At 40.5% G+C, this 14,391-nt stretch carries 16 protein-coding genes and 1 riboswitch; of the genes, 1 reads left to right on the plus strand and 15 read right to left on the minus strand.

Going from position 1 to position 14,391, the window contains the following annotated elements; translation table 11 throughout:
• Nucleotides 1–937: 937 nt before the first annotated feature.
• A complete protein-coding gene (locus tag KHA94_RS20545) occupies nt 938–1,510 on the plus strand; it encodes a TasA family protein (protein ID WP_213103995.1) in 573 nt (190 codons plus the stop codon).
• A 182-nt stretch (nt 1,511–1,692) separates the two neighbouring features.
• Here KHA94_RS20545 and KHA94_RS20550 read toward each other — a convergent pair whose 3' ends face one another.
• The 15 genes from KHA94_RS20550 to KHA94_RS20620 all read right to left on the minus strand — a co-directional run bounded on the left by KHA94_RS20550 (nt 1,693) and on the right by KHA94_RS20620 (nt 14,254).
• Nucleotides 1,693–2,301 (minus strand): histidine phosphatase family protein, encoded by a 609-nt coding sequence (locus KHA94_RS20550; RefSeq protein WP_213103996.1) that lies wholly within the window; start codon nt 2,299–2,301, stop codon nt 1,693–1,695.
• Nucleotides 2,295–3,017 carry an ATP-binding protein gene (locus KHA94_RS20555; protein WP_213103997.1) on the minus strand — a complete coding sequence of 241 codons (723 nt, stop codon included), beginning with the start codon at nt 3,015–3,017 and terminating at the stop codon, nt 2,295–2,297. Before KHA94_RS20555 ends, KHA94_RS20550 begins: the two co-directional genes overlap by 7 nt.
• Complete coding sequence (locus KHA94_RS20560; RefSeq protein WP_213103998.1) at nt 3,014–3,508, minus strand: ECF transporter S component; 495 nt, start codon at nt 3,506–3,508, stop codon at nt 3,014–3,016. The genes KHA94_RS20555 and KHA94_RS20560 overlap by 4 nt, the downstream gene beginning before the upstream one ends.
• Nucleotides 3,509–4,093, minus strand: coding sequence for a cob(I)yrinic acid a,c-diamide adenosyltransferase (locus KHA94_RS20565; RefSeq protein ID WP_213103999.1), 585 nt, complete (start codon nt 4,091–4,093; stop codon nt 3,509–3,511).
• Between the two features lie 13 nt (nt 4,094–4,106).
• On the minus strand, nt 4,107–4,544 hold the full coding sequence (locus tag KHA94_RS20570; RefSeq protein WP_213104000.1) for a bifunctional adenosylcobinamide kinase/adenosylcobinamide-phosphate guanylyltransferase: 438 nt from the start codon (nt 4,542–4,544) through the stop codon (nt 4,107–4,109).
• Entirely contained in the window at nt 4,496–5,101 is a 606-nt protein-coding gene (locus KHA94_RS20575) for a histidine phosphatase family protein (protein ID WP_213104001.1), read from the minus strand. Before KHA94_RS20575 ends, KHA94_RS20570 begins: the two co-directional genes overlap by 49 nt.
• The gene (cobS, locus tag KHA94_RS20580) at nt 5,059–5,850 is read right to left on the minus strand and encodes an adenosylcobinamide-GDP ribazoletransferase (protein WP_213104002.1); all 792 of its coding nucleotides are present in this window, start codon (nt 5,848–5,850) and stop codon (nt 5,059–5,061) included. Before cobS ends, KHA94_RS20575 begins: the two co-directional genes overlap by 43 nt.
• Entirely contained in the window at nt 5,837–6,718 is an 882-nt protein-coding gene (locus KHA94_RS20585) for a cobyric acid synthase (RefSeq protein ID WP_213104003.1), read from the minus strand. The genes cobS and KHA94_RS20585 overlap by 14 nt, the downstream gene beginning before the upstream one ends.
• Nucleotides 6,715–7,293, minus strand: coding sequence for a bifunctional adenosylcobinamide kinase/adenosylcobinamide-phosphate guanylyltransferase (locus tag KHA94_RS20590; protein WP_213104004.1), 579 nt, complete (start codon nt 7,291–7,293; stop codon nt 6,715–6,717). Before KHA94_RS20590 ends, KHA94_RS20585 begins: the two co-directional genes overlap by 4 nt.
• On the minus strand, nt 7,275–8,351 hold the full coding sequence (cobD, locus tag KHA94_RS20595) for a threonine-phosphate decarboxylase CobD (RefSeq protein WP_213104005.1): 1,077 nt from the start codon (nt 8,349–8,351) through the stop codon (nt 7,275–7,277). Before cobD ends, KHA94_RS20590 begins: the two co-directional genes overlap by 19 nt.
• Nucleotides 8,326–9,291, minus strand: a complete 966-nt coding sequence (gene cbiB / locus KHA94_RS20600) for an adenosylcobinamide-phosphate synthase CbiB (RefSeq protein WP_213104006.1) — start codon at nt 9,289–9,291, stop codon at nt 8,326–8,328. The genes cobD and cbiB overlap by 26 nt, the downstream gene beginning before the upstream one ends.
• Nucleotides 9,288–10,757, minus strand: a complete 1,470-nt coding sequence (locus tag KHA94_RS20605; protein WP_213104007.1) for a heme ABC transporter ATP-binding protein — start codon at nt 10,755–10,757, stop codon at nt 9,288–9,290. Before KHA94_RS20605 ends, cbiB begins: the two co-directional genes overlap by 4 nt.
• Before the next feature lie 3 nt (nt 10,758–10,760).
• The gene (locus tag KHA94_RS20610; RefSeq protein ID WP_213104008.1) at nt 10,761–11,819 is read right to left on the minus strand and encodes a FecCD family ABC transporter permease; all 1,059 of its coding nucleotides are present in this window, start codon (nt 11,817–11,819) and stop codon (nt 10,761–10,763) included.
• Nucleotides 11,785–12,759: an ABC transporter substrate-binding protein gene (locus KHA94_RS20615; protein WP_213104009.1), complete on the minus strand. Its 975-nt coding sequence runs from the start codon at nt 12,757–12,759 to the stop codon at nt 11,785–11,787. Before KHA94_RS20615 ends, KHA94_RS20610 begins: the two co-directional genes overlap by 35 nt.
• 394 nt (nt 12,760–13,153) lie before the next feature.
• Nucleotides 13,154–13,331, minus strand: a riboswitch (cobalamin riboswitch).
• Between the two features lie 146 nt (nt 13,332–13,477).
• On the minus strand, nt 13,478–14,254 hold the full coding sequence (locus KHA94_RS20620) for a hypothetical protein (protein ID WP_213104010.1): 777 nt from the start codon (nt 14,252–14,254) through the stop codon (nt 13,478–13,480).
• Nucleotides 14,255–14,391 lie beyond the last annotated feature (137 nt).

Here is a 14,391-nt window from a genome sequence, read left to right on the forward strand (position 1 = left end):
ACTAACGAAGCTTTGTTTCCACTTTTCTACGATTTTTTTTAAAAATGGGAAACTAAGCGGCTCTTGTTTCCACCTTTTCGCGAATATCTTTAAAATTTGGAAACTAACAAAGCTTTGTTTCCACCTTTTTCGCGAATATCTTTAAAATTTGGAAACTAACAAAGCTTTGTTTCCACTTTTCCACGATTTTTTTAAGAAAAACTTGGTGTTCGCCAAGTCCTTCCGAAGTATGCCTTTCGTGCTATGAGCTATTCATGGTGAGTGTTTTGGACTTTGGTAAACCAAAATAAAGTGAAACTTCCATCAGTGGGGGTTTTTCTTCATCCCCCCACTGATGGTTAGTTGCGGCCCACAGGAAGTGGGTCACGCAGACATTGCCACACGATGTGGTGCTTTTAGTCTGTGTTCATTTTATGGGCATTTACAGGCAGTTGATCCCCCTCTTACTCTTCTTTGCATACGCGAATCCTTGAAGTGGGGGTCTTACTGCCCGTTAATCTGCGATAAATTTAAGATTTACTTTAATACGTTAATAAACTTAAACTTTCTTAACGAGTGAAATAATCCCTAAGCGTAGGCTTTGGGATTTTTATTTTGTAGAAAGGCAAGACAATTTATCAAAAAAAGTTATTCCTTTATTCCTATAACCTACACCCTAGTTATTTACTTTATATAGGCAGTGTTTCATATATACTTTGATTTAATTAGGTGTTTAGTTTGGGTTATTTTAATATTTTTTATAAAATTAGGAAAATAGGAGCATCAGTGAGAAAACGGAAGTAATTCGTTCTTTATATAGCACGAATAATCCATTTTAATAGTTGTTTTATAAAATGGATTCAATTATATTCATATTATAGGTTCTTAATAAAGAACATCAAGTGAATACTTAGAGAACTGCTTTAAAATTATACAAAAAGAGAAAAGAGGAGAAAATATGTCATTTAAAAAGAAATTAGGTTTAGGGATCGCTGCTGCATCACTTGGATTATCATTAGTTGGAGGAGGAACATTTGCCTATTTTAGCGACACGGAAGTTACTAATAATCAATTCACTGCAGGGACTTTAGATTTAGCCGTTAATCCAGAAGTCATTATCGATATTAATAATTTAAAGCCTGGAGATTGGATGGTTCGTGAATTTAAGCTTGAGAACAAAGGGAGCTTGGATATTTCAAAGGTCTTACTGGATACAGACATTGAAATAATTGATGCGAAAGGTGACAATACAGAAGATCTTGCTAAGCATTTCATGGTACAATTCCTTGTTAATGATGACAAACTTAATAATGTGTACAGAAAAATGACATTGGACAAGCTGATTGATAATCCTGATGTTGTGAAAGGCTTCTTTGGAAGAGAATCTGGTCTTAAAGCAGGCGATTCAGACCTCTTCAAAGTTCGATTTGTTTTCATGGAAAATAAAAAGGATCAGAACCAGTTCCAAGGGGATTCTTTAAAGCTCAAATGGACATTCCATGCTGAACAATCAGCAGGGGAAGAGAGATAATTGACATAAACGCTGCCTTGTTCAATGGCAGCGTTTTTTTGAGCTAAAAGGAAAGTTTAAGTCTATTAACGTGCTAAAGCAAAGAGTGTGTTCTATTAAATATCTGCTAATAAGATCGCATAAGAGAAACTAAGGCATTCGCCAAAAAGGACTTGGCGAACGCCAAGTTTTTCTAATTAAGCCTACCTGCTATGTTCCGTACATCCTTCCAAAAGCAATTCCATCTTTCCGTCTTGAACTTGAATAATCGTAAGACTCGTCCCATGAATAAACGGCGGATTCCAAAGTTCTTCGATTGGTGCATTTCTACAGAGAAGATAGAGTACTTTAATAACAACTCCGTGCGTCACTACAAGGACATTCCCTGTTGGGACTGTCCTCTCTAAATCTGCCAAAAATTCAGAGATTCGCTTTTTCACGTCAAAGAAGCTTTCTCCTCCAACGCTTTTATAAGCTGCAGGATCGTTCCAAAATGCATGAAATTGCCCGAGATACAATTTTTCTATCTCATCTTCCCTTAATCCCTGCCAATCTCCCATATCAATTTCCATTAGTCTTCTATCGGTTTCAATAAGTGTAGTCCCATCTTGATTAACCAGGTTTGCAGTTTTGATCGTTCGATCGCTTGGAGAAGATATGATCCGCTCAAACACTGTACCGCTAAGCCTTTCTCCTAGTAAACGCGCATCATTTTCCCCTTTCTCTGTTAAAGCAGAATCCAACCTGCCCTGCATCCTTTTTTGTACATTCCACTCTGTTTCTCCATGTCTAATGAAATATAATTTCAGCATTTTATCACTTCAATTCCATGAAAATATTGACCAGCCACCATCTTTATCTCCCTCTCCATTGCTAGTGGAAAAACTGCGATAAAGCAAGTCGACGGGCCTGAGGATTTATGAATATCCACATTTGTCATTATTTCGGTTCCATCAAATGATTGATTAGAAAATAAGCGATTGATTTCTGCAAGAATGCCTTTCGAGCCGACTGGCAAAAGAACTGCACCCTTCATATTACAAAGGCATTTAAATAGAGCCAATGGGGTAATTTCTGCAGCCTTTTCCACGACCTCATCACCAACTAATGGAGCGCCAATAACTGCAAGCTTTGTTTTCTCCGAATAAAGAAGTGGATCAAGCAAAAATCCGTTATTCTTTTTGCCAAGAACTGTTATACCCAGTGCAGACTGCACGAGGGTAAAATTACTTTCTGTACTGCCGTTAATCTGGATTCCTTCGAGTCCTAACTCGTCTATTCCTTGTTTTATTCCGTTTAACAAAAGAGACCAAGCGTATTCCCCGCAAAAGTTCTGCACCGTAATCGCAAATGGCTGTGCACCTGCTGCCATACATTCCATCACCGCTACTCGAAAACAGTAATAGGCAACCGTTTCATAAGGGACATGGACAACATCCATGTCCCTGGACCCGATTGCCCCACTGTTGTCGCTTGCTATCACGATCGATTCTTCTCCATTAAAAGGGATGATTAATACATCCCTCATCGATTCATCCTCGCCTTAGAAAGCATTGGTGTAACCAATCGGGACAATCGTGGAATAAGAATTAACGCAATCACCGTATTCAAAACAGACCCTATTAATAATGATGGAACAATAGAAAGATAGAATGCTTTACTCATTAAAAACATAAATGGAAGCGGTGCTGCAAACGAATTCCCAAGAACAAATACTACTCCAGCCTGCCACCTTTTTCCGTTCTTATACAGGACGGCAAAAACAAAAGCTAAGATTGCCATCTCAATGGCAACAATCCCATGAAACGGCCCCATTGGCATTCCGCCAATTATCGCTGAAAGCAAATGTCCCATAGCGCCAACAACTGCACCAGCTGGCCCTCCTAAAAGAGCCGCTGCAAGCATTGCTGGAAAGGCATCTAAAGCCACACTGCCAATAATGGCTGGGATCTTTATAGCAGCACCAACAGCAGTAAGTGCTACTAACAAACCAACCAAAGCCATTTTCATGCTTTTCATTTACTTATCCTCCTTGCGCTTCCCTTCACGAAATACCTTCGCACTGCGGACATATTCAACATCCTTTTCATTGAGGCGGAAATTAATAACCCTTGCTAAAGCAAAGAAATAATCTGACAGTCTATTTAAATAGGTTTGAGCAGCTTCTGAAATTTCCGGATCCGCTTTCTTTAAGGAAACAACTAATCTTTCCGCTCTTCTCGACACAGTACGGGCAATATGAATCGAAGCAGCAGCAGGAGTCCCTCCAGGCAGAATAAATCTCTCTAGCTTCGGCGCTTCTTCAATAAAAGCATCAATTTTCTTTTCTAAATAATCTACTGATTCCTGCGTTAATTTCAACTGGCGGTCCTTCATAACATTGGCTAAGTCGCCGCCGCAATCAAATAATTCATGTTGAATTTTTTCCAAGTCATCTAAAATATCTTGAAATTTCTCTGAATCAAGCTGAGTCATGGCCTGGCCAACGAAGCAATTCACTTCATCTATCGTTCCATACGCTTCTACTCGAATATCATCCTTTTCCACTCTGCCGCCAATAATGCTTGTTTTCCCTTTATCCCCTGTACGTGTGTAAATTCTCATCGTCATTACCCCTTTATTTTATTTTTTGGCTAATGCCATACCATATGAGTTCCACTCTGTCTGCAGTGCGTGCGATATCTTGATAGGCCCAGCCCGTCATATCACGCCATTTACGTTCTTCGGCATGCATAGGGACAATTCCTTTCGATATATCCGTCCCTATTAAAATAACCTTCCTGTTCCCATCCTTATTTTCCCATTCAAGCCATGAAGATAGGAACAAACGCCATTTTTCCCGAGCCTGACTGACTTCGTATTGTGCAGCCAGATCCTTTATCCATACCTCGATACCTTCAAGAATGACCATTGGGTCTTCTACTAAAACAGGATTCACCAAAACCTGTTCTTTTTCATAAAAAGAAATCCATAAATGATTCGAATCCTTTAATTGATAATATTCCTTCACCCATTTAGATTTTCCATTAAAGGAACCTCCCGTAACAAAGTGCATCTGTCTCCACTCCTTAAATCATCCAATTTCCAGACGAGTTCAAAGCCTTGTCCATGAGCAACCTTCCACGCCCAGAAATCTTTTTTCTCTGGTGCATATTTCGTTAATAAGTATCGAATGACGCCGCCATGTGTGACAATAGCAGCTTTTCTCACCGTAGATGCCATGATTCTCTCCATTACTTTCAAGAAGCCGTGCTCTACCCTTTCAGAAAACTCGGTAAAGGATTCTCCATTAGGAGGTTTAAAGGAAAACGGCGCAGAAAGCCAATTCTGATAATCTAAATCATCCTTAAGCTCTTCATATGTCTTTCCTTCCCAGAGCCCAAAGTTCATCTCACGAAATTCACTAAGCATTTCGGCGCTGGAATCTGGGAACATCATTTTTGCCGTTTCAAGACATCTTCCTAAATCACTTGAGAACAGATGCTCATAGTTACATGATGCTCTTGGCACTTTTTCACAAAGCGGCGAATCCGTCCAGCCAAGATAAGCATGACGCTGATTTGCTTCCGTTAGCCCATGGCGAAATAATGCCATAACCACAAGGTCATCCATAGCAGCAGCTCCGTTCCTTCTACACTTGCTCCAAGCACATCTCCTGTTAACCCGCCAAACCAGCTAATTATTTTCCTTTGCAAATACAGCAAGGCTAATACGGAGAGGATTATAAAGAAAAGGATCCCCCCTACCACATCCACTTGCATCATAGAAGTAATGCCCAGCAAGATTATGATATAGATAGGATAGATGAAAAGTGTCCTTTCATTAGACGCCTCTTTAAACATCGTGCCCAAGCCTTCTTTTTTAGCTGCCTTCACCGTAAGAAGCAGCACCCCCATGACCATCTTGCTGAAAAAAGGCAGAAATGCAATGAGGACATAAGTAATTGGATGCATAAGCTGGATAATCTCATAAATAAATAAAAAACGGGCGCTTAACAAAACAATGACAGATAGTACACCGAACGCTCCTGTTCGCGGGTCGCTCATAATTTCTAGCCTTTTGCTTTGATCGCGATAGGAAAAGAATGCGTCACTTGAATCCATCCACCCATCCAGATGAATACCGCCTGTTAAAACAATACCTGCCAGCCAAACAGCAAATGCTGCTGTTAAATCAGAAAACGGCGTCCAGTGAAGAATGAAATAGAGGATAAATGAGTAAATTCCACCCTGGATTAGGCCAAGTAAAGGAAAGATTTTGATTGCTTTTTCAAGATGAGCACGATCCATTGGAAGTTCTAAAGGAATCGGAATCGAAGTGAAAAACTGTAGATTGATAAGTAAACCTTTAATCCACTTCATCTGCATTGCCCCATTTATTCATTATTTCTTTCAGCTTCTCCCAATCGAGATGCTTCAGCAACCTGCCGGCAAGCTCATCATACTTGCTATCCTCTAATTCACTTGGAAAGCTATATAAATCTGTCCGTTCTTTCTCAGCATCCTGCGGTTTTGATAATGAGTCCTCTTTAGCAATCATATGATTTTCGATATAGGGGAGAACGCCAATCACAGGAATGCCCGTTCTTTCCTCGATCCATCTGACCCCATCCGCGAATAAATCTGGATGACCGCGGAATTTGTTAATAATGATCCCCTGTACTCTTTGTCTTTCTTCTATCGTAAACAGCTCCAGTGTTCCAACGATGCTCGCGAAGACACCGCCTCTCTCAATATCAGCTACTAAAATCACCGGAACATCAGCCATTTCAGCTACCTTCATATTGACAAGCTCTTTATCTTTTAAATTGATCTCAACTGGACTTCCCGCACCTTCCATGACAAGCAGTTCATAGTCCATAGATAATTTCTTAAGAGCGATTTCGATAGCCTGAATCCCCTTTTCATAAAACGATTCTCGATAGCTCTTTCCGGAAATCGTTTCCATGGACTTTCCGAGGAAAACAACTTCTGATTGATGATCCACTCTCGGTTTTAGCAAAATAGGATTCATCCATTCATTTGCGATTGTCTTTGCTGCCTCTGCCTGAATCCCTTGTGCTCTGCCTATTTCTTTCCCATCCTGAGTAACATATGAAAAATTACACATATTTTGTGATTTAAAGGGAGCTACACGAAATCCTTCATTGGCAAATGCTCGGCAAAGAGCGGTTGCAATAAGGCTTTTGCCTACATCTGATGCCGTCCCTTGAATCATAATCCCTTTCATGCTCTTTCGATTCCTTTCATCAGGAGTGGAATGCCAGCCTCGACGAGAAAAGCTTGATATGCTTTTGCTACAATATTTCGATGAAGCTGAGCTAGCATTTTTCCATAAATATAGACTAATTCACGATCTCCAAGCGGTTCGTATACGACTTCATTACTAACGATAATAAAATGATGACATTTTTGGGCTATCTGTTCAATTCCCTCCATAATGGATGCCATCACTTGCTTTTGAAAATCAGGACTCTTCCACATCTCATCCTGACTGAAAAATTCATTGTTTAATAGAGTCGTTAAACAATCCAGCAACACAATATCCTTGCTTTGAAACGTATGCCTTAGTTTCGTTAATTCGACAGGCTGCTCCCATGTTGTCCAGTTAAGACCACTCTCAAGACGATCATTTTGATGTCTCCGTATTCTCTCTTCCATCTCTGGATCGCTCGACTGGCCTGCTGCAATATAATGAAGCTGACCATCTATTTCTTGAGCGTAATCAGCAGCAAGCTTTTCTGCAAAACTGCTTTTCCCACTGCGTACTCCCCCGCTAATAAAGATTAAAGACGATTCCGCCATTCCTCCACCGCCTCCATCAATCGATCATTTTCATTCGGGCTTTTTATAGCAAATCGAAGCCACCTGCCTTGTAATCCAGGGAAATTCATCGTATGCCTTGGAATGATTCCTTTTGTAATTAAAAACTGAAAAAGCGGCATTTGGTCACCAATGCTCGGATCCTTTAATAAATAAAAGTTCACTCGTGAAGGGGACACAACAAATTCCTTTTCTTTGTAAAAGTAGAATAGCCTTTCCCTTTCGTTCTGAATAAGATTTCTTGTTGCCTTAATATGGGCATCACTTTCGATGCACCATTCACCAGCACTTAATGCAAGTGCGTTCACGCTCCAATGCGGCTGAGCGGCAGCTAGTTGAGCAATGATGGTAGGATTCGCCATCAAGTAGCCAAGTCGCAAGCCTGGAATAGCAAACATTTTTGTCATGGATCGGATGACGATCAGATTTGAGAATTCTTGAATGTATGGAATGATGGATTCATATTCAGAAAGAAAATCGTAAAAAGCTTCATCTATAATGCAAAGACAATCTTGTCTCTTACATTCTTTGATCAATTCGATAAGAGTTGATTTAGAGTAATAGACTCCGGTTGGATTACATGGATTACATAGGAATAAAGCATCTTTATTGCCAAGCTTAGCTGCTAGCTCTTCTATTTCTAATTCCCAGTGACCGGGCACTAGCTGATGATAATCGACAGCACAGCCATTCACCATGCACGCTTCTTCATATTCTGAAAAAGCTGGCTGCACAATGAGCGCCCTTTTTCCTGCCAGCATTCTTCCGATAAGAGCAATAAGCTCTGCTCCTCCATTGCCAATTAATATATGACTTTCTTCGATCTTTTCCTTTTCAGCAAGCTTTTTCTTCAGCTCATATCCTAATGGATCTGGATAATCTGAAAGAGCGAAAAAAAGCTGATCCCATTTCTCCTTTAATACAGGCGGAGGACCAAGAGGATTAATATTTGCACTGAAATCTATCTTTTGATCAGGCATAGGAAGCTTTAATGCAGAGAATAAATATTGCGGGTTAGATCCATGTGCGGGCCAATTCAATAAGCATCCCTCCTATCCATAATAATATTAAAAAGATCGGAACGGTCCGTGTGACAATTGTATTCGTTTTAAGGATATGCGCTTTTTCCAGCAGGACGAGCGAATCTCCCATTGTAGCTCGATTGGAAACGATGCCTTTATAATAATTGACGCCGCCGAGTTGAACACCTAGAATGGCCGCAACTGCGGCTTCTCCCCAGCCAGAGTTCGGACTCGGATGCTTTTTGGCATCACGGAATACAATTTTCCAAGCTTCTGCTGAGGGCATGTGAGCAGGCCGACTGCTTATAAGTATACAAAAGGATGTCAGTCTGCTCGGAATCCAATTAACGACATCATCAAGTCGTGCAGACGCAAAGCCAAATTCTTTATATTTCTCATTTCGATAGCCGACCATGGAATCACATGTGTTAATCGCTCTATACATGATCGCTAAAGGAGCACCACCGATGAACGCCCAGAATAAGGGAGCAGTTATCCCGTCACTCGTATTTTCAGCGACCGTTTCAACGGTTGCCCGCACCATTTCAGGCTCATCCAACCTATCTGTATCTCGGCCGACAATGTAAGAAAGCTTTTGCCTAGCCTCTTTTATATTTCGCTTTTTCAATGGCTCATAAATCGTCAGGGCAGCCTCCTTCAGGCTTTTTTGTGCAATTGTTGTTGAAATGAGGATCGCTTCCATGAAAATCCCTGCCAAAGGATGAATCCAATAAAAAATACCGATAAGAAGCGAAGCAATGCTTCCTGCTACGAGCAAAACCGTTACTAGCATAAATATTCCTTTTATTTTTTTCATGCTGCCCTTATTTAAGCTTTGATCCAGCTTATATATCAAAGAGCCCATCCATTTAACAGGATGAGGCCAGTGTGGAGGATCGCCAACAAAAAGATCAATAATAACCGCAATCGTTAAAGCGAGAAGGTGATTGGTAATCATAACGTCACCCTTTTTTTACTCTTCTGAACCGCTTCAAGCGTGCATTCATATACACCTTTGCCAATCAATTTTCCTAGCGCGGTAATGGTTCCAGCATATTCTAGCTTTTTTCCTCTCTGAGTAGATGCAATTAATATGCTATCTGTGGACGTTCCTGTCGCAATCGTACCTGTTACTGCGTCCTTCACACCTTGGTCTTGCAAAGCTTTAGCTTTTGCTTCAGTTGCCGTCATAATGCTTTGTATAAAGGCTACTTCCGTCAATTCACCACTGACAAAAATCCACGTATTAATCGTACCAGGTATCATATGATAGGCGTGCTGTTCACTTCTCGCGGCATCAATCGCATTGCCTACACCGGCAGTTACGATGATAAAAACAGCAAAGTTCTCTTCTTTATAATGCTGAAAGCATACATCCTCCAGCATAACCGCTGTCATCATGCCAACCGTTTCTCCAGGTTCAAACCCGTGGACCTTTAAATAATCCTGCATTTCCTTTCGATGATCGCTGCAATCATAGTCCTTATCCACATGACGATTCACAAACATTTGGTTCCAGCCTACTCCGGAACCGACTACACCAGATGACATTGTCCGAAGCGGAATGGGCGACCTAAGTACAAGCCTTTCATTTGAACATTCAAGATAGCTTTCATCAATACAATAGAAATCTTTTTTCTCATCCGTATCTTCTGGAAGCAGTACCATCTGCGGTGCAGGCACTTTGGGATGAGGATGCTTTTCAATTTTTGTATTGTAGACATTTCGAATACGATCTTCTCTTAAAACCTCATTTGGTGTGTGCTTGATATTAATTTCACCATTTTCTAATAATAGAAGCCTATCACAGTATAAGCCCGCGAGATTAAGATCATGGAAAATCGAGATAACAGTTAGTCCACGATTCCTCGTCCAGTCTTTTAACATATCAAGCAAGTCCTTCTGAAAAGAAAGATCGAGATGATTGGTCGGTTCGTCAAGCAGCAGGATTTCTGGCTCCTGTGCAAGTGCTTGGGCTAAATAAACCCTCTGCCTTTCCCCCCCAGACAGCTCATGGATATAATGGTTTTCAAACTGGGTAACGCCCGTTTGCTCCATCGCTTGCATAACGATTTGTTCTTCCTCATGGGACCATGTTTGGAACCAGCCCTTTTGATGGGCATATCTGCCAAGTGAAACCGTTTCCTTTACAGTATAAGAAAAACTTTGGATGGAATGCTGCGGGAGCACAGCAATAATTTTCGCTAATTCCTTTGGTGTATAATCTTTTAATGACTTTTCTATAAGCTCAATTTTTCCACTGCTATATGGCAATATGCCGCTAAGCATTTTCAGCAGAGTCGTTTTGCCGCTGCCATTCGGACCTAAAATCCCAAATAGCTCGCCTTTTTCTATTTCAAAGGATACATTCTTAATAATGGAATCACCGGAATATCCACCAGTTAATTGTTGGACGCTAAGCATGCTTTATCCTCTTCTTTCCCTTCTTCTGTTCATTAAAATGATCGCAAATGCAGGTGCCCCAATAATTGCTGTAATAACGCCAATTGGCAGCTCTGTTGGAGAGATAATCGTTCTTGCTACAAGATCTGCGAGAATTAAGAACCCGCTTCCTGTTAAGATGGACAATGGCAATAAATGCTTATGGTCCGGTCCCCATAGCAATCTAGTCAAATGCGGGATGACAAGGCCAACAAATCCAATAGTTCCTGAAACAGCTACAGCTGCTCCTGTTAAAATCGAACCTGCTATCAAAATCATCATTTTTCTTTTTTGCACATTTACACCAATATGCTGAGCCCTTTCTTCTCCAAAGGACATTGCATTCAATTCATTACTATTTAGTATTAGTATAACTGAACCAATAATAAAAAATGGGAGAATAATTTTAATATAATCCCAGCCTCGCATGGAAACACTACCAAGTAGCCAGCCGATAATTTGCCTCAATTCCTCGCCGGTTAACGCAATCATGAGGGAAATTAAAGCCCCTAGAAAGGAGCTAAAGATAATCCCGGTTAAAATAATCGTCTCTACCTTCATCGAACGGTCAATTTTTCGAGCAAAAAGCAAGACTAAGAATATCGTGATAAATGAAAAAAGGATACTTAATAATGGCAATGTAAATAAGCCCAAATACGGAATGGAGAGACCGAAGAATAAAGTAATAACAGCCCCCACTGAGGCACCTGATGATACGCCAAGTGTATACGGGTCTGCGAGAGGATTTCTTAATAAACCCTGGAAAGCGGCTCCCGCTATTGCGAGAGACGCTCCAACCAGCCCTGCCAGTATGACTCTTGGCAGTCTTATATTCATAACAATATTTGAATACATAGAATCAATTTGTTCATTTGGTGATAGACGGAAAATTTCTGTACCAATAATCTTTATGATATCTAAAGCCGGAACAGAAACTGTTCCGATTGAAATCCCAAGCAGCATCGCGATCACTAAAAAAGCAGCTGCAAGTATATAAGCAAAAACTTTATTATTTAAATGTTTCCGGGTAAATCGCTTTTGCAAGTTCCTCTACTCCTTCAACAAGCCTTGGGCCTGTACGGGTAACCGCATCAGAATTCACATCCACCACCTGCTTGTTTTTAACAGCATTTATGCCCTGCCAGCCATCACGCGATAATACATTTCCAACAGGGTCCTCTACATAATATCCGTGAGTTGTGATGATTACATCCGGATTTCTTTCGATAACGGCCTCCGGATCCATTTTTGGCCAGCCTTCCTCTGTAATCACATTATCCGCATGGATCATTTCAAGCAGTTCATTGATGAATGTATTTGCACCTGCTGCATAAATTTCAGGTGCAGGAGATACTTCAACAAAAACCTTTTTACGGTCTTCATCCTTTATTTCTTTCGCCTTTTCTTTAATGGCTTCAAACTTTTCCTTCATGCCAGCAACAAGCTCTTCAGCCTTTTCCTTCTCTCCTGATGCCGTTCCAATCATATTAATTGATTCATAAACTTGATCAATATTTTTTGCATCATTGACAACTAAAACCGCAATACCAGCATCTCTTAACTGCTTTAGACCCTCTGCTGAATTATGGGCACTTGAAGCATGTGCTAGCACAAGATTTGGTTTTAAAGAAATAATTTTCTCAACATTAAATTCCATACCGCCAATTTTCTCTTTATTTGCAACTTCTTCAGGGTAATTATCATAATCAGAAACACCAACAACCTCTTCCCCTAATCCAAGAGCAAACGCAATTTCTGTATTACTTGGAATTAAAGAGACAATCTTTTCAGGCTTCGATTCTATAACCACTTCATTATCTAAGGCATCTTTAATTGTAACTGGAAAAGCAGACTCTTCCTGTTGAACTGTTTGTTTTTCACCATTTTCTGCATTTTCCTTAGGCTTGTCTGTACTCTCCCCACAGCCTGCTAAAACACCCACTGCTAGAAGCAGCGCAAATAATAACGAGTAAAGCTTTTTCATTGTTTATTCCTCCTGTTTGAAATGCGGAGGTGCCTTGATCATTGAGGAACGCAGACTAAAAGCGCCACGTCCTCCCAAAAGCTCTCCTTTTGGTCGTGCGATGTATTCCTGACGGAGCTTTCCTTGTCCTGTGGCAACGTCTGCATGACCCCCATCCTGCGGGCCTCAAGCATAAGATGGGCCGACGAGAAGATTGTTCTTTAATCTTCTTGGCGGACCAGCTTAGACCCGAGAGCACCTAGGCACCGAAGCTAGACAATTCTCTAACTTGTAAAAGCATTTTTCCTCTTTTAATTAAAAAAACATCTCCACAATTGATATGGAGATGTTTGCATAGGCATACAAAAAATGAAAAGGTATGTACCAGTCAAACACCTCCTATCCTCGTAGGTTTGTGGTGCACGAGAATCAGGCAGGTCTCCTGGCTCTTGGTCATTGCTTATCTGCGCCTTCCCATACATGCTTGTACAGTGGCATTGCAGTAAGCTCCCAATTACAGTGGCGGGACCGCGTTGGAGTTTCACCAACTTCCCTTTTAAGTCTTTAAAAGAAACTTATATTCAAGGCAAGCAAAGCTTGTGAATATAGCATTCTTTTTAGAAAGACACCGATTCTTTTCAATATATAAAAATTTTCCGTACTTTTGATTATACACTATATTTCTGAATATGGAGCAATGTTATTTAATTAAAAAAAGGCCTTTAATAGAATTCATCTATTATTGGCCATATACCTTCCATTCTCTCGACTTTTTATCGAAGACAAGCTTTGCTTCACAAGGTCTTTTTACGATATTTTCATATTCCTCATACATTTCATCCATATCCGCAAAGTCGCCAATTGACCAAATCGGAATTTCGATTCTTGCCCGATTCTGCTCAATATCCTTTATCGAAAGGAGGGCACCTTCCCTCATGAGTGACTTTAATGTACGCAAAATATCGTTTTGAATAGGCGGATAGGTTTTCTTTTTCTTTAATCCAAGCAATGATTTTTCAACCTTCGTCTGAGCCATTTTCTGAGGTATGACATCCCCAAGCATTCTGTAGAAATCAGTGAAATCACGATAGTAGGTCTTATTAAACCAGCCATCATCATGAGATAAATAGACATACCTGTTGCTAAGATTATTATAGAAAGGCGGCTTCAAATGTTCCTTTAGATGTCCGAGGTAAAGAAGCTCCGCAATGGCTTGACCAGAGAGCTCATTCAAATCCTCTTCCTCTTCGAAATCAATCCAGCAGAAATCACCGTATCCATACACATCCGCCTCCATCAGCTTCCGCAGCCTACCTTTTGATACATACTCATGTAATGTATGCATATTAAAGTCAGCATCATCATAGCGATGTTTCAGCAGCAGCAGATTGTTAAGCGATCCGTACAGTGACTGTGCAAACTCTGAAAATTCAATCCCATACGTTAGAGCATACTGCTCCCGTTCGTTCAAATGAATATAAATGCTATCTCGAATATTATGGTTCCTTTTCTTCAATGGTGAAACCTCCGAAATTAAAAACTTTTTCCGTCATAAGCTCCCCTTATTCTAGCAAAAATAACATAAAATTGCTTAGATTTAAAATAATTTAATGAAAATGTAAAGAGCCGACATTTCTTTAGCTGCCGGCTCAA

Source organism: Cytobacillus citreus, assembly GCF_018343665.1.
GTDB lineage: Bacteria > Bacillota > Bacilli > Bacillales > Cytobacillaceae > Cytobacillus > Cytobacillus citreus.